Raw genomic sequence first — 23,677 nt, 5'->3', positions numbered from 1 at the left:
ACTATGAAACATTTTGTTGTGATAGCAAATGCCTATAAGGACAGGGATTTTGCACTTACAAATAAAATAGTGGCATACATAGAGCAAAAGGGCGGCACGGCAAAGGGGCTTATGAGCAATGTCGAGGCTATATCCGATAACGAGTTTGAGCTTGAGGATATACCACAGGATACGCAGTGTATTCTTGTGCTCGGCGGAGATGGTACACTGATTCGTGCAGCCACAAGGGTGGAGACACTTGAGATTCCGCTTATGGGAGTAAATCTTGGCACACTCGGCTATCTGTGTGAGGTGGAGGAAGCTACGGTATTTGACGCTATTGATTCGCTCATGGCTGATAAATACATGACAGAGGACCGTATTATGCTCATAGGACATAAAAGAGGCAGTGAGACCTCGAGAGTTGCATTAAATGATATAGTCATCCATAGAAAGGGCAATTTGCAGATATTAAGCCTCAATGTGTATGTAAACGGTGAGTTTTTAAACAATTACCATGCCGACGGCATCATTGTTGCGACTCCAACAGGCTCTACAGGCTACAGTATGTCGGCGGGAGGTCCGATTGTGGATCCGAAGGGCGATATGATACTGCTCACACCGAACAATGCTCACAATCTTACGTCAAAGAGCATTGTGCTTTCAGGCGATGATGAGATAGAGATAGAGATTCTAAGCCGCAGGGAGCAAAACGATGAGCTGGCGTGTGTCAGCTATGATGGCGACACCACGGCAGAGCTGGCTGTGGGAGACCGTTTTGTTATTTCAAGGGCAGCCAATCATACAAAGATTTGCAAGCTTCACCAGAGAAGCTTTTTGGAGATACTCCGCAAAAAGATGGGAAATTATTCATAACATAGATAAGGATTGTTATAATGAATAGTTACAAATAATATTTATGAGGTGGCAGGACATGAAAACAAACAGACAATCCAAGATAATTGAGATAATCCAAAAGAATGAGGTAGAGACGCAGGATGAGCTGTCTGCGCTTCTTGAAAAAGATGGTTTTTGCGTGACTCAGGCCACAGTATCCAGGGATATCAGGGAGCTTAAGCTCACAAAGATTCCTACCGCAGGCGGCAGACAGAAGTACGCCGTGATAACGGATGCACCTGAGAATCTCTCAAAGAAATACGAAAGAGTACTCAGAGAGGGCTTTTTGTCAATGGATATGGCACAGAATATCCTCGTTATAAAGACTGTATCGGGAATGGCAAGCGCTGTCTGTGCTGCAATAGATGCCATGAAGATGAGAGAAATCGTCGGTTCGATTGCAGGAGATGACACAATCATGTGTGCAATCCGGACTGTTGATGATACATATGCGGTGATGAAAAAAATCCGCAGAATTGTGGAATAATGTTACATGAATATCAGATTATAGCTGAATTGTAACAGAAAATAACATATATCGTCATGCCTGGGAGAGGAAGGAGAAAATATGTTACAAAATCTACATGTAAAGAATCTGGCACTCATAGATGAGTGTGAGGTTGAGTTTTCCGACGGACTAAATATACTGTCGGGAGAGACCGGAGCCGGAAAATCAATCATCATAGGCTCTATCAATCTGGCGCTTGGTGAAAAAGTGCAAAAGGAGATGCTAAGAGACAATGAAAAGCCTGCTTTTGTGGAGCTTATTTTTTCAGTTGAGGACCCAAAGATTATAGAGGCTTTAAGGGAGCTTGATGTGGAGGTTGAGGACGGATGCGTGATTTTAAGCCGTAAAATCACACAGTCGCGCGCAGTTGGCAGGGTAAACGGTGAGGCCGTGTCTGTTTCACGAATGAAGGAAATAGCCTCATATCTCATAGATATCCACGGTCAGCATGAGCACCAGTCACTTTTATCAAAGAAAAAACACCTTGATATACTTGATGAGTACGCAAAGCAGCCGCTTGGAGATAAAAAGCAGCAGCTTTCAGTCACATACAAAGCATATAGGGCACTTAAGGATGAGTATGAAAAGTCAAATATCGACAATGAAGAAAGAAGCCGTGAGCTGTCATTCCTTGAGTACGAGGTGAAGGAGATAGAAGATGCTTCCCTTGTGCCGGGTGAGGATGAGGAGCTTGAGGCGCAGTTTAGGAAGTTTTCAAACGGAAAGAAAATCATGGAGGGTGTAAATGCTGCATATTCTGCCACAGGAGGCGAGATGGAGAGTGCCTCAGAGCTTATTGGCAGGGCGGTAAGAGAGCTGTCACAGGTATCAGGCTATGATGAGGATGTGGAAGCTCTGGAGAGTCAGCTGTCAGAGATAGACAGTCTGCTTTCTGATTTTAATCACGAGATATCAGGATATATATCACAGGCTGAGTTTGACGAGGAGACCTTCTATGAGACACAAAAGCGTCTGGATGAGATAAATCATCTAAAGAGCAAATACGGCAACTCAATTGATGATATACTGATAGCACTCAATGAAAAGAGGGAGCGTATCAGTGTCCTGAACGATTATGATTCTTATTTACAGAAATTAGAGCAGCAGCTTGCGAAAAAGGAAAAGGAGCTGGCACAGATATCGGATGAGGTATCAGAAATCAGACAAAAGAGTGCTGTAAAGCTTGTGTCGGAAATTAAATCAGCACTTAATGATTTGAATTTCCTTGATGTACAGTTTGATATGCAGTTTGACAGATTGCCGGACTATACGGCAAACGGCATCGATGCGCCGGAGTTTCTCATATCAACGAACCCCGGAGAGCCGCTTAAACCGCTCGGCAAGGTAGCATCGGGAGGAGAGCTGTCGCGTATTATGCTTGGCATCAAGACAATCATGGCAGAAAATGACCACATTGAGTCGCTTATTTTCGATGAGATTGATTCTGGAATCAGTGGACGTACAGCTCAGATGGTCTCTGAGAAGATGAATGAGCTTGGCCGCAACCATCAGATTATATGTATCACACATCTGCCACAGATAGCAGCTATGGCAGATGCACATTTCCTTATTGAAAAAGCAGTCGAGAACAAATCCACGGTTTCAAGGATTCGAAGACTAACTGACAATGACAGCGTGGCTGAACTTGCCAGAATGCTCGGCGGTGCAAAAATCACAGATACCGTGATGGAGAGCGCACGCGAGATGAAAGCACTTGCCATGGAGAAAAAAATCTGACATTATCAGTTTACGGCGCGGTTGATTACCAGTATATCACCGGTGGTCAGCCGTACGTTTCCGTTTGGGATGATTACCTGCCCATTTCTTTGGATCATTATTATAATCTCATTGTGTTTTTTTGATATTTCAGACAGCAGTTTATTGTTATATCTGCTGTCTTTTTCTATTATTTTTTCCACCAGTTTTATACCATGCACCTCATCAGGTGTGATGGCACTAAGCACGAGCACATCATTTTGCAGAATTATTGTTTCACCGTCCGGTATTATATTCTGCTCACCTCTTCGTATAAGCACAATCAGTGTCTCAGGAGGCAGCGTCAGGTCCTTTAGCTTGTGGCCACACCACAGATGATTTTCCGGTATGGTAAGCTGTATGAACTGGATGTCTGCTTCCTCGGAGTAATCATTGAAGGTCTTCATTACATCGGCTGTTTTATCGAGCATATCAAGCTTTCGCGATATCCATGGGAGCATTGAGCCCTGAAGCAGTATTGAAAAGAGTACTATCATAAATATTATGTGGAAGGTGTCGAGGTCATCATTGGTGGCGGTATATGCCATGATGGAAAACACTATGGATGCGGCTCCTCTTAAGCCGGACCATGAGACAAGCAGCTGCTGTTTTATTTTGCTGCGAAATGGTGTGAGCACAAGTGCGACAGAAAGAGGTCTTGCCACAAAGGTCAGCCACATAAATATTAAAAGTGCCGGTACTATGACGTGTGGCAGCTTTGATGGGAAAGAAAGCAGACCAAGCAGAAAGAAAATAAGCATCTGCATGAGTCCTGTTATGCCATCAAAGAAATTCACCAGATTCTTTTTATTTTCTATTTCTGTGTTGCCGAGTATAATGCCGACTATATAGGCGCTTAAGAAGCCGTTTCCGTCAAAGTAAGCAGGCAGGGCATATGATATTATAGCTATTCCCACCATGAAAATCGCATCAAACCCCGCGCTTTTGAAGCGTATATATCGAAGGAGCATGATGGAAAGCTTTGCAATCAGGACGCCGAAGATTATGCCGAAGGCAAGCTGCTTTACTATGAGTATGGCAATATTTCCAGGGCTTGCGCTGCCCTGGGATATGGCTATAAAAGCAACTGTGAGCATATAGGCACATGGGTCATTACTACCGCTTTCCACTTCAAGAAGAGAGGCGGTATTGTATTTCAGATTCAGCTTTTTCGAACGCAGTATGGAGAAAACGCTCGCCGCATCAGTTGATGAAATCAGCGCACCGAGGAGAAAGCTTATTTCCCAGATCATATTAAGGGCAAAGTGACAGAACAGCCCTGTGAGAAAGCATGTGATAATAACACCGATGGTGGACAAAAGTACAGACTTAACGGCAACAGCCTTTGCACGCTGCCAGTTGGTGCCAAAGCCGCCATAGAACATGATAAAAATCAGCGCGGTAGAGCATATCTGTTCAGCGAACGCGTAATTGTCGAAATCTATCTTCATTATTCCGTCAGAGCCAAAAAGCATGCCGAGCACGATAAAGGCTAAAAGTGCCGGAATGCCTATGCGGTTGGAGACACGATTTAGCAGGATACATAAGAAGATTACTATAGATGTGATGAGCAGGTATGTATTCATGGAATCCCTCCTTTATTAAATGGTGATTTAAGAATTATAAAGCTATTACAGTATTTATTTGTAACGGACAACGTGGGAATTATATGTGAAATTTATAATAAACATATAAATATATCGAAATTATATAGGAAAACACCTAAACTGTCAAACTATACCGGCTTTTGCTCAAAATAATTTGGAATAGTTAAAATGAGATAATAAGATATTAAAAGAATAAAAGAAAAATGACAGGAGCATACTAATCCAAATGGAGGTAATAGTATGCGGAAGTTTTTTGGAAAATTTGTGAGTGTCACGCTGGCTGCAGCAGTGATAGCTATGTTTGCACTAAGCAGTGATGATAAGTGGTGCAGCAGGGTAGATAAGGCATTTGATGAAAGTGTATTAGGAAGTTTTTTAAATGAATCAAAGGCCGGATATGGAAGATATGCGACAGGGCTTCCCGGACAGGCGGCCAGTGTATTGGCTGATTCGGGCGAGAATGGTGAAAATGGTGAAAACGGCGGAAACGGTGGAAACGGCGGAACCGAACAAGACATAGGACAGACAGCAGATACAGCATCAACTCACAGAGCTACTGACAGAGATTATAAAGAGACAGATAAAATAAGTGATGGAATAAGTGTTGAGGGCGTATATGCTTGTGGCAGGCTGACCGGTATATATGAGCAGACAGAGGGAGTGCTTGTAGTGAATACGACGGAGGTGACAGACGAGGATGGCAAAAAAGTCAATCCTGCAGATAAAAAGGTGCAGTGCGGGGATTATATCCTATCTGTCAATGGGCGCACTGTTGCAGACAAGGAGGAGCTTTCTGAAGCTGTGAATGATATCATGAAGGAATATGATGAAAAGCATGAAGATGAAAGTAATGAAGATAAAAGTACCGTAAACATTAAATTTCTTCGAGGCGGTGAGAAAATGTCAGCGGATATCACGCCTGTCAGGATGGATGATGGCAGATACTATATGGGAATATGGGTGAAGGACGATCTGGCAGGAATCGGTACTATCACTTATTATACAAAGGACGGCCGTTTTGGAGCGCTGGGGCATGGAATAGGAGACGGAACGCAAAGCGGAAATCTCTTGTATGCAAACAGTGGTGATTTGTACAGCATGAAGCTTACCAAAATCAAAAAGGGAAAAGCCGGCGCGCCGGGCGAGATAGGCGGAGTGGTATATTTTGGCAAAAAAAGCCATATAGGCACACTTGACTGCAATAGTAATCTGGGAATTTACGGACAGCTTGACAGCGATGAATTGTCGGAATATGCCGCAGAGGATACGTATTATCCGGTTGCCGGCAAGGATGAGATACACACAGGCAGTGCACAGATGATATCGGAAATATCAGGAAAACTTGAAAAATATAATCTGGAAATAACAAATATAGATAAAAAAGCGACAGATACAAACAAGGGAATGGAGCTTAAGGTGACAGACGACAGGCTGATAGAGCTCTCCGGTGGCATAGTGCAGGGCACATCCGGAAGCCCTATCATACAGGATGGTAAAATAATAGGAGCAGTCACCCATGTGTTTGTCGATGATCCGACCGGAGGCTACGGCATCTGCATTGATGAGATGCTGTAATTACTGCTCCATTCTGCGAAGCTCAGGTAGCACAGTGCCAAGCATGGTTACAAAGCAGATGCTTCCGCCAATCACGTTTGATACAGGCTCTGCCATAAACACACCGTCGGTTCCCATACCAAAGGAGTAAGGCAGAATATATGTCAGCGGTACAACGATGAACACCTTGCGAAGCAGGGAGAAAAATATAGCCCGCTTCTTTTTGTTCAGTGATTTAAAGGTGGTCTGTCCGATGTACTGCAGATCCATAAATATGAATGCCGCAAAGTAGATATTCAAAGCCTTCACCGCATCATCCATAAGGGTGGAATCGGAACTGAAAATTGCAATCAGGGCATGAGGGGCAAGTATAATCACACTCCACATGACAGCTGTATATAGAAGCACGAGCAGTCCCATAGTGAAAATAGATTTTCTCACCCGGGCCGGCCTTTTGGCGCCATAGTTGTAGCTTAAAACAGGAGATGAACCCTCCACAATTGCATAAATTGGAGTCTCGACCATCTGCCTGATGCTTGATACGATGGTCATTACCGATATGTACAAATCGCCACCGGTCACTGAAAGCACATTGTTGCAGCATATAGATACCAGGCTGTTTGTGAGCTGCATGACACAGCCTGAGGTTCCAAGGCTTATGATGTCCTTTGCATAGCGCGTGTTTTCACTGAATTCAGAGAGTGTCATAAGGCGCACCTTAAGCTCAGCCTTTTTCCTAAGAAAGTGAAGCACATAGAGAGCAGACAGTATTTGTGAGATGACCGTAGCAATAGCTGCTCCTTTGATACCGAAATTAAATCCAAATATAAAAAGCGGGTCTAAAACCAGATTGGCAACGGCTCCGATTGCAACAGACAGCATGCCGGTAGTGGAGTAGCCCTGAGCGTTGATAAAGGGATTCATGCCGGTTGAAATCATGGATGGGAGTGTTCCTATCAAATAAATGAGCAGGTATGGCAGAGCGTATTTGAGAGCATTTTCAGATGCGCCAAACACGATTAAAAGAGGCTTTGCAAAAATCATGCACAAAGCTGTAAAAACGACTGCGAATGTGCAGACCATTGTAAAGCTCGTATTCATTATAGTATTGGCGGCTCTGTCATCACTCATGCCTCTTTTTATTGAAAAAAGCGGAGCACCACCGCTTCCAAAGAGATTGGAGAAAGCGATTGTCAGCATTATAATAGGAAAGCAAAGCCCCACAGCACCGAGTGCAGTGGTTCCCATATCCGGTATGCGGGCAATGTATATGCGGTCTACTATATTGTACAACAGGCTTAGAATCTGGGCTGCCAGCATGGGCAGAGCAGCCTGCAATATATTTTTCTTTATTGAATCATTATCAAAATCTATTTTTTTCATTGTGAAACCTCTTTTTGATTTGCTTCGCCCATTATATCACCTCATATAAAAAAATCAAATGCTCAGCAAGTTTTGATATAGATTTTATTTATGACAAACTAAAAGAAAAATATATTTTACAATGACAAAAAACTACAGTAATATATGGAATATAAAAATTACAAATTATTGAATAACCATATATACCGGAGGATAACATGAAGATTACACAGATACATACAAACAAACCACAGTCGCTCTCCTTTGAGATATTTCCACCAAAGAAAGAGGAGGACTTCAAAAATATAGACGAGATGCTTGAGATACTCTGTGATTGTCATCCTGAGTACATCAGCGTGACATTTGGCGCAGGCGGCAGCTCAAACAATAACAAGACTATCGAGATTGCGAAGAAAATCAAGAACCAGTACAATGTGGAGCCTGTAGTGCACCTTACATGTCTGTGCTATAACAAGGCTGAGATAGATGAGTTCACCAGACAGCTTTCATATGAGGGCATTGAGAATATCCTCGCTTTAAGAGGAGACAGAAATCCGAACGTGCCTGCAAAGGAGGATTTTCTCCATGCAAGCGATTTGATTAAATACATAAAGGACACCACAGGTGATCAGTTCTGTATCGCAGGTGCGTGCTACCCGGACATCCATCCGGAGGCAGCTGATAAGGTAGATGATATTAAGAATCTTAAGAAAAAGGTTGATGCCGGTGCAGAGCTTCTTTTATCGCAGCTCTTCTTTGACAATGATACCTTCTTCAATTTTGCTGAGGACTGCAGGCTTGCAGGTATCAATGTGCCGGTTATCCCGGGCATCATGCCTTGTATCAATGCGGCTCAGATTCAGAGAATGGTCACAATGTGCGGAGCAAAGTTCCCGGAAAAGTTCCAGAAGATTGTGCACAGATACGGAGACAACAAGGCGGCACTTTTTGATGCCGGAATGTCTTACTGCGAGAGTCAGATAATTGAGCTTTTAGCTAATGATGTGGAGGGAATTCATCTTTACACTATGAACAATGTGAGAGTTGCAAAGCGTTTAACAGAAGGCATTAAAAACCTTATTTAGGACGTTTATATAATAGTACGGAACGCAAGCCCCGGGTACCACGGGCGCACACGTACTCCTGCCGTCGCTACGCTGCGTGGCTAAGATACTGTACGAAATTATGCTTGATGGGTTTCTATGCTTGACGAAACCGGCTTTTATGCGCCGTCCGTGGCGCATAACGCCTTACCCAGCCGTCCATGGCTGGGTATTTCTGCGTTGTGCGCCTAGCGGCGCACGTTTCTAACGGGTTAAAGTCCCGAATCCGCCCGGTAGTGGGAAGGATATAGCCGAAGGCAAGGGTGTCCATCGTGAGATGGAATCTGAAGGAAGCTGGATGTGAGGAATATACCAACTCACGGGCAAATCTCTGGTCTGACGAACAGAAATCTCATATGAGGTCATGCATGTGGGTAAGACAGCAACCCATGTTAAAGCCCAATAACTACACGGAATAATGCATGATAAATGAGGCAGATGGATGGAGAGGAAGAAACGTGTGGTACCTAGGGAGGTCTGTGCGGTATGCCTTGAAAGAGGTAACCATTGTATAAAGCAATGCTGAACGCATAGAAGTCAGCAGAGGTCATAGTAGCCGAGAGGTGAAGGACCGAATCAGTAGGAGTCTTGAGTATGACCGAGAAAGGAGGAATGACCGTCTATGGCAGAAAACATTGAAAACAATGGCTGTTCGCAAAGAGATAATGCGGAACATGAAGGGTATGTGAAAGCGTCCAGGTCATTCAATCGGATATGGAAAGAAAGAGACAGTGCACAGCCGAGACTTTTGGAAACGATACTGTATAAAGACAACTTTAACAGAGCGTATAAGAGAGTTAAGGCAAACAAGGGAGCGCCGGGAATTGATGGCATGACCATTGAAGAGGCTCTTCCATATCTAAAGGAACATCAACAAGAGATAACTGACCGCATTTATCGTGGAAAGTATACTCCGTCTCCAGTAAGACGAGTTGAAATTCCCAAACCAGATGGTGGTGTGCGAAAGCTTGGCATACCAACAGTGATAGACCGTACACTTCAACAGGCAATAACCCAACAGTTAGTGCCAATCTATGAACCGCTGTTTGCAGATGGTAGCTATGGCTATCGTCCGAACAGAAGTGCAAAAGATGCAATACTTAAGGTTAAGGAGTATGCAGAACAAGGCTATACATTCGCTGTAGTCCTTGACTTGTCAAAGTACTTCGATACTCTTAATCACGAAATTCTCATCAATCTTCTACGAAAGAATGTAAAAGATGAACGTGTAGTACAGTTGATAAAGCGCTATCTGAAAAGCGGTGTAATGGAAAACGGAGTGGTCATTGACACAGAGGAAGGCTCACCACAAGGTGGAAATCTATCACCATTGCTGGCAAACATCTACCTCAATGAGTTCGACCAGGAATACCTGAAAAGAGGTGTTCCATGCATAAGATATGCAGATGACATCGTGCTTCTTGCAAAGAGCAAGCGAGCATCAGAGAGACTCTTGGAAAGCAGTACAAAATATCTTGAGGAGAGGCTGAAACTTACAGTCAACCGAGAAAAGAGCCGTACAGTCAGCGTGTTTGCAATCCGAAATTTTAAATTCCTTGGCTTTGCATTGGGAAGGAACGGAAAAGGCATATATGTCCGAGTTCATCCGAAGTCATGGAAGAAGTTTAAGTCCAGACTGAAGGAGTTATCTTCCCGTAAGCGATGTCAGTCAATCAAGCCAAGCCTTGAGAAAATCAAAGTATATGCAAGGGGATGGCTTAACTACTACGGAATTGCAAGTATGAAGAGCAACATAGATGACATCAACGGATGGCTCTATCACAGAATACGCATGTGTATATGGAAACAGTGGAAGAAACCTAGAACGAAATATAAAAATCTAGTCAAACTTGGAATCCCAGAACACTATGCGTCAACAATAGCAAACAGTCGCAGAAAGTATTGGTATATCAGCAATAACAAAGCTGTGATTTGGGCGCTGAATAAAGAAAGACTGATAAACAGTGGCTTTTACGATTTAGCCACAGCCTATCAGTCTGTGCACGTCAACTATTGAAAGCGCCGTATACCGAACGGTACGTACGGTGCTGTGAGAGGACGGCGGTTAGTCACCGCCTCCTACTCGATTTGTGGGCATAATTTCTACAGTATCTAAGCCACTTCGCTATGCGCTCCGGCGGGAGTACGTGTGCGCCCGCGGTACCCGGGGCTTACGTTCCTTACGCTGTGGTGAATTTGCGTTACGTTTGGTGACACCTGCTATGTGCCACCACACTGCAAATGCGAATAAAAAATATCAACCGTTGCAAAAAGTACTCTAGATGATTATAATAGGTATATTAGATTTGTAAATGGAAACAATGTCCATATTAAATCGAAATTAAATTATATAATATATTAAGGAGACAGTAGAAAATGAAAGAAAAATCAAGAAGCACTTTTTCCGGCAACATTGGGTTCGTTCTTGCGGCAGCCGGCAGTGCGGTAGGACTTGGAAATATATGGAGGTTTCCGTATCTGGCAGCAAAGGACGGAGGAGGACTTTTTCTGCTGGTGTATCTGATACTTGTTCTGACCTTTGGCTTTGCATTGCTTACCACTGAGATTGCAATAGGACGTAAGACCGGACAGGGACCGCTCACCGCGTATGGTCTTATCAATCCAAAGGGCAAGTTTATCGGTGTGCTTGCGTGTATAGTACCGGCTATTATTCTGCCTTACTACTGTACTATAGGTGGATGGGTTTTAAAATATTTTACACTTTTCATTACAGGAAGCGGTAAAAATGCGGTTGCGGATGGATATTTCACAGGCTTTATCACAGGCCAGTGGGCACCAATCATATTTGGAGTGGTTTATCTGCTTATAACAGCAGCAGTTGTCATTGGCGGAGTCAATAAAGGTATCGAGCGCTTCAGCAAGGTGCTCATGCCTATCCTTGTTGTGCTTATTTTTGCAATCGGTATTTTCTCACTGACGCTCAATTATAAGGATGCATCAGGCGCAGCAAGAAGTGGTCTTGAGGGTCTTAAGATATATGTGGTTCCTGACTTCAAGGGGCTTACAATGCAAAAGCTTGTCACAGTATTTGTTGATGCACTCGGTCAGCTGTTCTACTCAATCAGTGTGGCTATGGGAATCATGGTTGCATATGGTTCGTATGTCAAGAAGGAATCAAAGCTCATGGGCTCAATCAACCAGATCGAGATTTTTGATACTCTTGTTGCATTCCTTGCAGGCCTTATGATCATTCCGGCAGTATATGTATTTATGGGTCGTGACGGCATGTCAGCAGGACCGGGGCTTATGTTTATATCACTGCCAAAGGTATTTAATGAAATGGGAATAGCAGGAGATATTGTTGGACTGATATTCTTCATGATAGTTGCATTCGCAGCAGTCACATCGTCTGTATCAATTATGGAGGCTATTGTATCGAGTCTTATAGACAGATTTCACTGGAGCCGCAGAAAAAGCGCAATTTTAGTCACGGTATACGGTCTGATTGCAGAGATAATAGTCTGCCTTGGCTACAATAAGCTCTATATGGAGGTTAAGCTTCCAAACGGCACAGTCGGACAGATACTTGATATCATGGATTATGTAAGCAACAATGTGCTTATGCCAATCGTTGCACTTGCCACATGTATCCTTATCGGTTGGATAGTAAGTCCAAAGGTAATAATAGATGAGGTGACACGCGGAGGCAGCAAATTCACCAGAAAAGGGCTTTATATAATCATGGTTAAATTTATTGCACCGGCATTCCTGCTTATACTGTTGCTGCAGGCACTCGGAATCGTTACTTTTTAGTTTTGAAATAAATTTATTGTATATTTTATATAAATACCCTTGAAATACAGCCATCATAATGGTAGTATTTTACTAAATGATGAAAGAGGGGGAGCCATTATGGCTTTTAGACGAGAGAAAAAGCGTATCGGTGATATGCTTATAAATGAAAATGTAATTACTCAGGAGCAGCTGGAAAAGGCTCTGCCTATAGCCAAAGAAAAGCATAAGAAGATAGGAGAAACACTCATTGAGCTTGGGTTCACCAATGAGCTTGAGATAGCAAAGGCATTGTCGCAGCAGCTGGGACTGGAGCTTGTTAATGTGAGCGCAATCAACATACCTGAGGAGGTGCAAAACCTTGTCAGTGAGACAGTGCTTAGAAAGCATGTTATGATACCATATGCATTTGACAAGAATAATGCCAATGTAGTGCATGTGGCCATGGCTGATCCTATGGATATGGTTGCGCTTGATGATTTTTCAATTGTTACCAATCTACAGGCTGAGCCTGCAGTAGCGACAGGCAGAGACATACTTTTGACGCTTGACAAATATTACGGTGATACAGAGGCTATGAAAGCGGCTCAGGAGTATGCGAGGGAGAGAAAAGAGCGTGAGCAGAAAAATGCCGAGGCTGAGGAAGCTACCAGCAAGGATGTCAACAATTCGCCGGTAGTTTTACTTGTCAACTCTATCATTGAGCAGGCAGCCAGACTCAGGGCCTCAGATATACATATAGAGGCACTGGAAAATAAAGTCAGGGTGCGATACAGAATAGATGGTGCGCTTTATGAGAAGGCAGCATATAGTATACATCTGCTTTCTGCAATTATTACACGACTTAAAATTATAGGTGGTATGGATATTTCCGAGAAACGTAAGCCGCAGGACGGCCGTATCACTATGGAGATAGACAAGATAGAGTATGATATCCGAGTATCAATCCTTCCGACAGTATTCGGTGAGAAATGCGTTATGCGACTTGCGCAGAAAAAGGCACTTACAAGAGATAAAAAGGAGCTGGGATTTTCAGACGAAGAGCTTAAGGCATTTGATCATATACTGATGAATACAAACGGTATCATCCTTGTTACAGGACCTACAGGAAGTGGTAAGTCAACCACGCTTTACACGGCACTTTCAGAGCTCAACAAGGAGGATGTAAATATCATCACAGTTGAGGATCCGGTCGAGGCCAATATAGATGGAATAAACCAGGTACAGGTAAATAATAAAGCTGACCTGACATTTGCATCAGCACTTCGTTCCATTCTGCGACAGGATCCGGACATCATTATGATTGGTGAGATTCGAGATCAGGAGACAGCACAGATTGCAGTACAGGCGTCAATCACAGGACATCTTGTGGTCAGCACACTGCATACCAACAGCTCGGCAAGTACTATTTCACGACTGGAGGACATGGGAGTTGAAAGTTATCTGCTTGCGGATTCGGTAAAGGGAATCATTGCACAGCGACTTGTAAGAAGACTTTGTCCGGAATGTAAGAGAGAGCATCTGCTGACAGAGGAGGAAAAGGCCTTTATGAATATACCGGCGTTCCGTCCGGTAAAGATTTATGAGCCATGTGGCTGTGAAAAATGTGCCAATACAGGCTACAAGGGACGAATCGGTATATATGAGATAATGACCATAACACCAAAGCTAAAGTCACTTATTTCAAAAGGTGTTGATATAGAGGATATAAACAAGGCTGCATGTGATGAGGGCATGCATACACTTAGACAGAGTGCAGAGAAGCTTGTACTCGAAGGAGTTACTTCATTCCAGGAAATGTTAAAGACCACGTTTGAAAACTAAGGGGGAAAAGAAAATGCAGATAGTAGACATTTTAAAAGCAGCGCAGCAACAGAACTCATCGGATATACATATCGTACCGGGAAATCCGGTTATGCTTAGAATTGACGGAAAGCTTGTACCGCAGGGAAATCAGGTTCTTACCAATGTTGAGACGGACAACCTGCTTTCTCCAATTGTTCCGCAGGAGCTTAAAGATGAGCTAAAGGAGAAGGGAGAGCTTGATTTTGCTTTTTCGGTGGAGGGCTTTTCAAGAGTCAGAGCCAATGTGTTCAGGCAGAGAGGTTCATATGCAGCAGCACTTCGTATTCTCTCATATGATGTGCCTACACCGCAGCAGCTTGGCATACCACAGTCGGTTGTCAATCTTACCACAAAGATGAGAGGACTTGTCCTCGTGACAGGAGCTACAGGAAGTGGTAAGTCGACCACATTGGCAAGTCTTATAGATGTCATTGCATCAAGAGATTCCAAAAATATAATCACGCTTGAAGATCCTATTGAGTACCTGCACTCAAGGCGCCGCTCTATAGTGGAACAGCGAGAGGTTGGAAAGGATACACTCTCATATGCTGCAGCCCTGAGAGCTGCACTGCGACAGGATCCGGATGTAATACTTGTAGGAGAGATGCGAGATCTTGAAACTATATCTACAGCTATTACAGCGGCGGAGACAGGACATCTTGTATTTTCTACACTGCATACTAACAGTTCATCAGATGCAATTGACCGTATGATTGACGTTTTTCCACCACACCAGCAGCAACAGATACGAGTGCAGCTCTCAGGAGTTTTAGAGGGAATTGTTGCACAGCATCTGCTTCCAATGGTAAATGGCGGACGAATTGCAGCATTTGAGGTGCTCCTTGCAAACAATGCCATCAGAAACTTAATTCGTGAGGCAAAAGCATTTCAGATTCCATCTATCATACAGACATCAAAGAGAGAGGGTATGATGATGATGGATGACTGTATTTTACAGTATTACAGCCAGGGCCTTATAGCGCCGGAGACTGCAGTTGCATATGCACATGATCCGGTAAGCATGGCTAGCCGTGTACACCTTTACTATTGATGGTATAATCATATGTATTTTACTGTTATGGTATAATGTTGTGGAGTCTTAATAAATTATGATTTAATTTATCTGGAGGTTGCACAGAATAGGTATAAGGAGGAGAAGAAAGTGGCTGACTGGACATATCGGATTATAGACCAGAGCGGAAAAGAAAGAAAAGGAAATATAGTAGCCGAGTCAGAAGCAGAGGCAAAAAATAAGCTTAAGATGGATGGAAACATGGTCATAAGCCTCACCAAGGCAACAGCACTGACCAAGGAAATCTCATTCAGTGTAGGAGGAAAGGTAAAGCCGAGAGACCTATCGGTATTCTGCCGCCAGTTCACCAGTATGGTCAATGCCGGTGTTACGATTCTTGATACGCTGGATATGCTATCCGATCAGACTGAGAACAAAGTCATGGCGAAAGCTATCAGAGGTGTTCATGCCGAGATTCAAAAAGGTGAGACTCTCTCGGATGGTCTCAAAAAATACCCGAATGTTTTCCCTGACATCATGGTGAGCATGGTTGCGGCAGGCGAAGCATCCGGCAAGATTGATGTAGCTTTTGACAGAATGTCTGCACACTTCGAGAAATCAGCAAAGCTTAACGGCATGATAAAAAAAGCGGCAGTTTATCCGATTATCGTTGTGATTGTGGCTATTGCGGTTGTTATTGTAATGCTTGTAAAGGTCATCCCAAGCTACTCGGAGATGTTCAATGACCTGGGAACAGAGCTGCCGGGCATCACAAAGGCAGTTGTTGCGATGAGTGATTTTGTCACCGGATACTGGTATATTGTGATTGCTGTCATAGCAGCAATTGTTATAGCCATCAAGCTTTATAAGCAGACTGACAGCGGCCAGATGTTCTTTGGTAATCTCGCAAGAAAGGTTCCGGTTTTCGGAAAGCTAAACATCAAGACAGCGGCCAGTAACTATGCGCGTACACTTTCCACACTTGTGTACTCTGGACTTCCGATGATTGAAGCCCTTGGCATCACTGCTGACACCATGAAGAATGCGCTTTACAAAAAAGCCCTGAAAAATGCAAGGGAAGAGGTAAGTAAGGGTGTTCCGCTGTCTGAGCCAATTACTGCGTGTGGATTGTTTCCACCTATGGTTTCACACATGACCAAAATCGGTGAGGAGACCGGTGACTTGGAAGGCATGCTTACCCGACTGGCAGACTACTATGATGAGGAAGTTGAGTTGGCTACCCAGACAGTTATGGCAGCTATTGAGCCTATGATTATCCTTGTTTTGGCACTTATTGTTGGTGTGCTTGTGGCAGCCGTTATGGCTCCTATGCTTTCCATGTATCAGGCTATGGACAGCTTATAAAATAAAAAAGAAGCAGACTTTGAGTGTGAAGCTCAAAGGCTGCTTTTTTGGTAAAGAGACATTGGCAGTAGGACGGGGCTCATGGGATGAAGCCCCTTACGCGGTGGCAAAAAAATACATTGACAACTGTTATACAATAGGCTACAATTCGAATACATGGTTCGGGTATGTTCTTTACCCGTTGATTTATCATGCTGTGTCAGCAACAAATCCGATTGTGTGTTAAAAATAAATATCAGCTAAAGTACCAGTCTATTCGTTTCTATGCGTGGCGGGCATTTATTTGAGGAATATAAAGGGTTATTATCATTTGAAATTATGTATGCACAAAAAATGGGGCTATAAAAAATGATGTGTATGCAGATTTCATGTGGAAAACAGGAGAAGTGTATGATATACAGAAAAGTGAAGACAAATTTGTCCAGAACTCTCAGCTCTATAGAGCAGGACAAGGCAACCAGTGATGACTACGTGAAGTGTATTCTGGCAGATCCGCAGATAGCAGCCTATATAGTTCAGGCGCTCGTGCCAGAATTTAAGGAAATGGAAGCCGAGAAAATAATTCCGTGCATTGGTGAGCCGACAGTAATGCTCAGATTTCCGGAAAGGCTTGGAGTTAAAATCCAGAACGTAAATAATGAGTCAGTTGATGAGGATGATGGAAAAATTATTTACGACATCAAATTTCCATTGTATTATAATGGAAAAAGAAGAGAATTTATCATCAATATTGAAGCTCAGAAGAGCAGCAAAAAATCAAAGCTGGGCTACCGGCTGGAAAACAGGATTGCCTATTACATGGGCAGAATGATATCAGAGCAGAAGGAAACGGAGTTTGTAAATTCAAATTATGATGATTTAAAATCCGTATATACTATATGGATATGTATGGATACGAAAAAATCAGAGGATTCAATAATCGAATTTGGGATGAAATCCAGCCTGATTTATGGTAAAATAAAGAAAATTGGTGCTAGAATATAAATAGTACAAGCCAAAATGAGAAATTCCAAATACACATAAGCATGATACAATAGAGGCATGCTGAAGGAGGATCTCATATGGCAAAGCAACATGACAAACAATTTAAACTTGATGCAGTCCAGTACTATCAGGATCACAAAGATCTCGGAGTACGTGGATGTGCAGAAAATCTTGGCATCGGATACAGCACATTAACAAAATGGCTGAAAGACTTCCGGGAATCAGGTGATATTCCTGTTCGTGGTTCTGGTAATTATGCATCTGATGAGCAGAAGGAAATTGCCCGTCTCAGACGTGAATTACGTGATGCCCAAGATGCACTTGATGTGTTAAAAAAAGCAATCAACATTCTGGGAAAATGACGGAAGCCATTTATCTCGAAGTAACTGAGAAGACGGAAGCTGCCCAAAAGGCTGGACGCCGGGTTTCCGTCTCCGGAATGTTGAAATTTTTAGGTGTCTCTCGCTCAGGATATCTTGCATGGCTCCACCACGTACCTTCTGATACAGAAAAACATCGTAAAGCTGTAAAAGCAAAAATACAGGATATTTATGATGATTCCAAGCAGAACTACGGTGCTCCGAAAATCACTGTAGAACTTCGAAAAACTGGTGAAGTCATTTCGGAAAGAACTGTTGGTACATACATGCGTCAAATGGGAATCCGTGCCCAGTGGAGCAAGCCATGGACAATTACCACAAAAGATTCTGATTTCAGCACTGAATTACAAAATATCCTCGATGAGCAGTTTAATCCTGACCGCCCGAATGCCGTCTGGTGTTCGGATATCACCTACATCTGGACAATAGACGGATTTGTCTATCTGACCAGTATTATGGATTTATTTTCCAGAAAAATCATAGCATGGACACTTTCAAAAACACTGGAAGTATCCTGCGTGATTGATACAATAAACAAAGCCAAAGCTCGCCGAAATATCGATCAGCCATTGATCATTCACTCTGATCGTGGCAGTCAGTACGTTGCGACGGAATATAAAAAAGTAACAGAAAATATGCAGCGTAGTTACTCAAAGAAAGCATTTCCGTGGGATAATGCCTGCATTGAATCCTTCCATTCGATTATCAAACGTGAATGGCTCAACCGCTTTAAAATTCACGATTACAAGCAGGCATACTGCTTGATTTTCGAATATCTGGAAGCTTTCTACAATACGAAACGAATTCATAGCCATTGTAACTATATGTCACCAAATGAATTCGAACGATTGTATAAAAGAACACACACTGAGGCTGAGCTTCTGGCGGGTTAAAATGGGAAAAGTTTCTCATTTTAACTTGTACTAAATATTGACATAGGACCAAATACCACAGATTGACAAATTAAATGGTGCACTGATAAATGTCCGGACGAGAGCAACAAAAAATAAAAAGCAGTCTAAGAATAAACTCATAGGAATGCTGGAAGAGCTGTTCTCAAAGTCAGAGTTTATCGAGAAAAAGAAGATACTTGAAGAAGATTATGGACTTAAAATGAGCATGGAACTCGAAGGGAGGATGAGCGAGATGTGTAATGTGAGTGATTACTGGGAAGAGGTTGCAACAGAAGAGGGTAAGGAAATCGGAGAACGACAAAAGATAATCTCACAGGTTGTAAAAAAGCTGCAAAAGGACAAGAGCGTGGCAGAAATAGCAGATGACCTGGAAGAAAAAGAGGAGGTTATCGCTCCAATTTACGAAGCAGCATTGTCCATGAAGCCGGATTATGACGTTGAGAAAATCTATGAGCTTCTCGAGAAAAATAAGAAGCTGGCATAGCAGCTGTAGTTGAAAAAAGATCGATAGGAGGCAGTCTTTGAGCGAAAGCGCGGAGGCTGCTTCCTCTTTGTCTGAGGGGACTGACAGTAGGACGGGGCTTCATCCCATGAGAACGGCTGGTGCACACTCTCTCGCTTGAGCTACGCTGCACTGCCAAGATACTGTAGGAATTATGCTTTATAGGTTTACTATGCTTGACGAAACTGTCGAAACGCGCCGTCCGTGGCGCGGTTCTCCTTGAGCATTACTGCTCACACCACAGTGTGACCAGTAACGATTACAGCCCATTAAAATTGCCTCTACGAGGCAGGGGCTGTAATCTGACAATAGTTGACTTATTGGCGCATAGCTTGACAGCGTGGTGTCAAGCTTGCGTTTGAACAGCAACGATATATTACATCCCAGTGGCAGTTCATTTCTGTGTATCGTGTGCATAATTCGACAGTATCTAAGCAGCTCCACTATTCGCTCACGAGAGAGAGCGTGCCCTAGCCGGTCTCAGGGGGATGAAGCCCCTTACGCTGTGGCAAAAAATATAATGACAAAACATCATAGCTCTGCTACAATCAGTTTAAAGAGAGAATTTACGAAAGAGGATAAGCTGATTCCAGTAATTACGATTACAGTGTATCTCGGAACAAAGGAATGGGATGGACCAAGGAGGCTGTAAGATATGTTTGGTGATGTGGATGAAGAGCTTCTGCCATTCATACCGGATTACAGGATTAATCTGCTGGCTCCGAGGGAGATAACCGACTTTACAGGATTCAGAACCTCAATCAGGCAGCTTTTCGAGGTATTACAGAATGCTTATGATAAGGAAAAAATGCAGGAAGTGCTGCAGAACGATGAAAAATTTAGCAAGGTGGACAGAGAGACAGTCGAGGCAATCAACCTGTTTGCAGGAACGGATATAGATATAGATGAGAAAGAAGAGGTGATTGATATGTGTAAGGCATGGGAAGAGCAGAAAAATGAAGGCCGAGAAGAAGGCAGAGAATTAGGAGAAAGACAAAAGATAATTTCTCTGATTGTAAAAAAGCTGCAAAAGGACAAGAGCGTGGCGGAAATAGCAGATGACCTGGAAGAAAAAGAGGAGGTTATCGCTCCAATTTACGAAGCGGCATTGTCTATGAAGCCGGATTATGATGTCGAGAAAATCTATGAGCTTCTCGAGAAAAATAAGAAGCTGGCATAGCAGCTGTAGGTACTGGCAGTAGGACGGGGCTTCATCCCATGAGCCATGGCTTGTGCACACACTCTCTCGTGAGCTACGCTACGCAGCCAAGATACTGTAGGAATTATGCCTTAAAGATTTACGATACTCGACGAAACCGTCGAAACGCGCCGTCCATGGCGCGGTTCTCCTTGCCCTGCCATCCGTGGCAGGGCATTTCTGTGTATCGTGTGCATAATTCAACAGTATCTAAGCAGCTTCGCTATTCGCTCACGAGAGAGAGCGTGCCCCAGCTGGTCTCACGTGATAAAGCCCCTTGCGCTGTGGCAGAATGAAAATATAAGTATGAAAAAGGAAAAATTATGATGACAAAGAACTACCGCTATGCTACAATCAACTCAAAGCATTATATTTCTGTAAGCGGCACCACATAACAGTTTTTCAGGTGCACACCACTTTGAAGAGGGCAGACCACTTCGCATCATTCTACAAAGGACATGGAAGTTTTCAATGATTTAATTACCCATTAACAGCAGGAAAATTGAAATGCCGTATGTAGACAGAATGCAGAAAATGTAGTCAAAATGCGGATGAACTGTATACAGTGTGATAATCATAATGTAAACATATAGAAAACATATAGATAACATATAGATAACATATAGATAACATAAAGAAGGACTGCACATGTATACTTCATAAACTGTACCACTGTACCATCATTGGCACCAAATTTTCCTGCTCACACAAGAGAACAGGAGGAGAAGGATTGAGCGCAAAAGACTCAGTGGCAAAGGAATACTTTGCTGACAATGCCAGGTTTGCTGACCTGTGCAACAATATACTGTATGGAGGAAGAGAGGTCATACTGCCGGAAAACCTTAAGGAAAGGGACACGACAGAGGTGCTGACCGCACTGGGGCTTGACAAAAAGATCATAGCGGTGCAGAAGCTGAGGGATATTTTCAAAAATGCCAGCATCAAATATACCGGCAAATCATATGTGGTACTGATAGGAGTAGAAAATCAGTCGGATATACACTATTCCATTCCGGTAAAAAACATGTTTTATGATGTCATGGCATATGGCAATCAGGTAAAGGAAACAGCCAAAAAGCACCGCAGGGAAAAGGATATCGCAACTTCTGATGAATTTCTCTCGGGATTTACGAAAGAGGATAAGTTGATTCCAGTAATTACGATTACAGTGTATCTCGGGACAAAGGAATGGGATGGACCAAGGAGGCTGTCAGATATGTTTGGTGATGTGGACGAGGAGCTTCTGCCATTCATACCGGATTACAGGATTAATCTGCTGGCACCGAGGGAGATAACCGACTTTACAGGATTCAGAACCTCAATCAGGCAGCTTTTCGAGGTACTGCAGAATGCGTATGATAAGGAAAAAATGCAGGAAGTGCTGCAGAATGACGAGAAGTTTAGCAATGTAGACAGAGAGACAGTTGAGGCAATCAACCTGTTTGCAGGAACGGATATAGACATAGATGAGAAAGAAGAGGTGATTGATATGTGCAAGGCATGGGAAGAGCAGAAAAATGAAGGCCGAGAAGAAGGCAGAGAATTAGGCAGAGAAGAAGGTAGAGAATTAGGCAGAGAAGAAGGCAGAATTCGTCAGGCAAAAGTAACGGCTTTAAAACTTCAGAAAAAAGGTCACTCAATAGAAGATATAGCTGAATGCGTGGATTTTGATGAGGAAACTGTAAAAAAATGGCTTGTGAGCTAATATTGTAGTGAAATGTAAATTAGAGGAAGCAATCTTTGGGCGAGAGCCCGGAGGCTGCTTCTTCTTTTGTTGAGATAATTGCAGGCATTGGCAGTAGGACGGGGCTTCATCCCATGAGCCATGGCTTGTGAACACTCTCTCACGTGAGCTACGCTACGCAGCCAAGATACTGTAGGAATTATGCCTTAAAGATTTACGATACTCGACGAAACCGTCGAAACGCGCCGTCCGTGGCGCGGTTCTCCTTGAGCATTACTGCTCACCCCACAGTGTGACCAGTAACGATTACAGCCCATTAAAAGTGCCTCTACGAGGCAGGGGCTGTAATCTGACAATAGTTGACGCATTGGCGCATAGCTTGACAGCGTGGTGTCAAGCTTGCGTTTGAACAGCAATGATATATATTACATCCCGGTGGCAGCTCATTTCTGTGTATCGTGTGCATAATTCAACAGTATCTAGGCAGCTCCGCTATTCGCTCACGAGAGAGAGCGTGCACAAGCCGGGCACATGGAATGAAGCCCCTCACACTGTGCCAAAATATAGCCTGAAATATAATTTTTTTGAAAAAATATGATTTAAATGCAATAAAACGGTTAAAATTTGGTTAAAATTGCTAAAAAAGGCGAAAAAAATTATACAGTAATGATACTATTGTACTAGAAAATAACTTGCATTATGCTTTGATTTATGGTACAATGAGCGCATACAAACCAAAGAGATGCTGATAGGGCACAGCTCTTTGCACAAAAAACCATGTTATAATGAAAAGGAGAAAAGAACTATGGTAAAGAATGTATTTAAAAAGTTAGGAAAGAAACAGAAGAACAACAAAGGTTTCTCTCTCGTAGAGCTTATTGTTGTAATCGCCATCATGGCAGTGCTCGTAGGTGTACTTGCTCCACAGCTTATGAAGTATGTTGAAAAGTCAAGAGAAGCTACAGATATTCAGAACTGCGATAGTATTGCATCCTCATTAAAAGCATATTACTCTGATAAAGAGGATCAGACTGCTGATGTTGAAATTGTGATTGAGGGTACAGGTATTACCACTGGAGCTAGTGATGCGGCAATCGTTGATTCGGGATTGACTGGTGCTAAATTGAAGGGTAAAAACTGGACTTCAATTACAATCACATATACTCCATCAAACGGAAGTGTTTCATATACAATAGCGGGTGGTGATGATGCTTACTATAAAGTTGATGAAAATGATGCTGGTAAATTCATAAAGAATGAAGGTTAAATAAAAGG

General features: G+C 43.0%; 20 protein-coding genes. 18 read left to right on the top strand and 2 right to left on the bottom strand.

Going from position 1 to position 23,677, the window contains the following annotated elements:
* Window positions 1–3 precede the first annotated feature (3 nt).
* The 3 genes from EUBREC_RS09950 to recN all read left to right on the top strand — a co-directional run bounded on the left by EUBREC_RS09950 (window position 4) and on the right by recN (window position 3,121).
* The gene (locus EUBREC_RS09950) at window positions 4–855 is read left to right on the top strand and encodes an NAD(+)/NADH kinase (RefSeq protein ID WP_012743042.1); all 852 of its coding nucleotides are present in this window, start codon (window positions 4–6) and stop codon (window positions 853–855) included.
* A gap of 58 nt (window positions 856–913) precedes the next feature.
* Complete coding sequence (gene argR / locus EUBREC_RS09945) at window positions 914–1,363, top strand: arginine repressor (RefSeq protein ID WP_041254113.1); 450 nt, start codon at window positions 914–916, stop codon at window positions 1,361–1,363.
* An 81-nt stretch (window positions 1,364–1,444) separates the two neighbouring features.
* Window positions 1,445–3,121, top strand: a complete 1,677-nt coding sequence (gene recN / locus EUBREC_RS09940) for a DNA repair protein RecN (RefSeq protein WP_012743040.1) — start codon at window positions 1,445–1,447, stop codon at window positions 3,119–3,121.
* 5 nt (window positions 3,122–3,126) lie between these two features.
* On the opposite strand, the gene EUBREC_RS09935 is transcribed toward recN, so the two are convergent.
* Window positions 3,127–4,725 (bottom strand): potassium/proton antiporter, encoded by a 1,599-nt coding sequence (locus tag EUBREC_RS09935; protein ID WP_012743039.1) that lies wholly within the window; start codon window positions 4,723–4,725, stop codon window positions 3,127–3,129.
* Between the two features lie 261 nt (window positions 4,726–4,986).
* Here EUBREC_RS09935 and EUBREC_RS09930 point away from each other — a divergent pair, with 261 nt between their 5' ends.
* Complete coding sequence (locus tag EUBREC_RS09930) at window positions 4,987–6,321, top strand: SpoIVB peptidase S55 domain-containing protein (RefSeq protein ID WP_012743038.1); 1,335 nt, start codon at window positions 4,987–4,989, stop codon at window positions 6,319–6,321.
* On the opposite strand, the gene EUBREC_RS09925 is transcribed toward EUBREC_RS09930, so the two are convergent.
* Complete coding sequence (locus EUBREC_RS09925; protein WP_012743037.1) at window positions 6,322–7,683, bottom strand: MATE family efflux transporter; 1,362 nt, start codon at window positions 7,681–7,683, stop codon at window positions 6,322–6,324.
* Window positions 7,684–7,880: 197 nt separating this feature from the next.
* Between EUBREC_RS09925 and metF the strand changes: the two genes are divergently transcribed.
* The 14 genes from metF (at window position 7,881) to EUBREC_RS09855 (ending at window position 23,669) form a co-directional block, all read left to right on the top strand.
* Window positions 7,881–8,747 carry a methylenetetrahydrofolate reductase [NAD(P)H] gene (metF, locus tag EUBREC_RS09920; protein ID WP_012743035.1) on the top strand — a complete coding sequence of 289 codons (867 nt, stop codon included), beginning with the start codon at window positions 7,881–7,883 and terminating at the stop codon, window positions 8,745–8,747.
* Window positions 8,748–9,387: 640 nt separating this feature from the next.
* Window positions 9,388–10,782, top strand: a complete 1,395-nt coding sequence (gene ltrA, locus EUBREC_RS09915; RefSeq protein WP_012743033.1) for a group II intron reverse transcriptase/maturase — start codon at window positions 9,388–9,390, stop codon at window positions 10,780–10,782.
* A 359-nt stretch (window positions 10,783–11,141) separates the two neighbouring features.
* The gene (locus tag EUBREC_RS09910; RefSeq protein ID WP_012743032.1) at window positions 11,142–12,539 is read left to right on the top strand and encodes a sodium-dependent transporter; all 1,398 of its coding nucleotides are present in this window, start codon (window positions 11,142–11,144) and stop codon (window positions 12,537–12,539) included.
* A 99-nt stretch (window positions 12,540–12,638) separates the two neighbouring features.
* Window positions 12,639–14,342, top strand: a complete 1,704-nt coding sequence (locus EUBREC_RS09905; RefSeq protein WP_012743031.1) for a GspE/PulE family protein — start codon at window positions 12,639–12,641, stop codon at window positions 14,340–14,342.
* A 13-nt stretch (window positions 14,343–14,355) separates the two neighbouring features.
* On the top strand, window positions 14,356–15,414 hold the full coding sequence (locus EUBREC_RS09900; RefSeq protein WP_041254111.1) for a type IV pilus twitching motility protein PilT: 1,059 nt from the start codon (window positions 14,356–14,358) through the stop codon (window positions 15,412–15,414).
* A 111-nt stretch (window positions 15,415–15,525) separates the two neighbouring features.
* Window positions 15,526–16,740: a type II secretion system F family protein gene (locus EUBREC_RS09895; protein WP_012743029.1), complete on the top strand. Its 1,215-nt coding sequence runs from the start codon at window positions 15,526–15,528 to the stop codon at window positions 16,738–16,740.
* A 390-nt stretch (window positions 16,741–17,130) separates the two neighbouring features.
* Entirely contained in the window at window positions 17,131–17,724 is a 594-nt protein-coding gene (locus tag EUBREC_RS09885) for a PD-(D/E)XK nuclease family transposase (protein WP_049757237.1), read from the top strand.
* 77 nt (window positions 17,725–17,801) lie between these two features.
* Complete coding sequence (locus EUBREC_RS09880) at window positions 17,802–18,086, top strand: transposase (protein ID WP_005612369.1); 285 nt, start codon at window positions 17,802–17,804, stop codon at window positions 18,084–18,086.
* On the top strand, window positions 18,083–18,997 hold the full coding sequence (locus EUBREC_RS09875) for an IS3 family transposase (RefSeq protein WP_012743026.1): 915 nt from the start codon (window positions 18,083–18,085) through the stop codon (window positions 18,995–18,997). The genes EUBREC_RS09880 and EUBREC_RS09875 overlap by 4 nt, the downstream gene beginning before the upstream one ends.
* Window positions 18,998–19,142: 145 nt before the next feature.
* Window positions 19,143–19,502 carry a hypothetical protein gene (locus tag EUBREC_RS18015; RefSeq protein WP_012743025.1) on the top strand — a complete coding sequence of 120 codons (360 nt, stop codon included), beginning with the start codon at window positions 19,143–19,145 and terminating at the stop codon, window positions 19,500–19,502.
* A 523-nt stretch (window positions 19,503–20,025) separates the two neighbouring features.
* Window positions 20,026–20,172 carry a hypothetical protein gene (locus EUBREC_RS17740; protein ID WP_012743024.1) on the top strand — a complete coding sequence of 49 codons (147 nt, stop codon included), beginning with the start codon at window positions 20,026–20,028 and terminating at the stop codon, window positions 20,170–20,172.
* A 3-nt stretch (window positions 20,173–20,175) separates the two neighbouring features.
* On the top strand, window positions 20,176–20,700 hold the full coding sequence (locus tag EUBREC_RS09865) for a hypothetical protein (protein WP_012743023.1): 525 nt from the start codon (window positions 20,176–20,178) through the stop codon (window positions 20,698–20,700).
* A gap of 748 nt (window positions 20,701–21,448) precedes the next feature.
* Entirely contained in the window at window positions 21,449–22,423 is a 975-nt protein-coding gene (locus EUBREC_RS09860) for an Rpn family recombination-promoting nuclease/putative transposase (protein ID WP_167527328.1), read from the top strand.
* A 784-nt stretch (window positions 22,424–23,207) separates the two neighbouring features.
* Window positions 23,208–23,669 carry a type II secretion system protein gene (locus tag EUBREC_RS09855; protein ID WP_041254109.1) on the top strand — a complete coding sequence of 154 codons (462 nt, stop codon included), beginning with the start codon at window positions 23,208–23,210 and terminating at the stop codon, window positions 23,667–23,669.
* Window positions 23,670–23,677 lie beyond the last annotated feature (8 nt).

This window comes from Agathobacter rectalis ATCC 33656 (genome assembly GCF_000020605.1).
Taxonomy (GTDB): domain Bacteria; phylum Bacillota; class Clostridia; order Lachnospirales; family Lachnospiraceae; genus Roseburia; species Roseburia rectalis.
The sequence above is the reverse complement of the archived record's forward strand: the minus strand, read 5'-3'. Positions and strand labels throughout refer to the sequence as shown.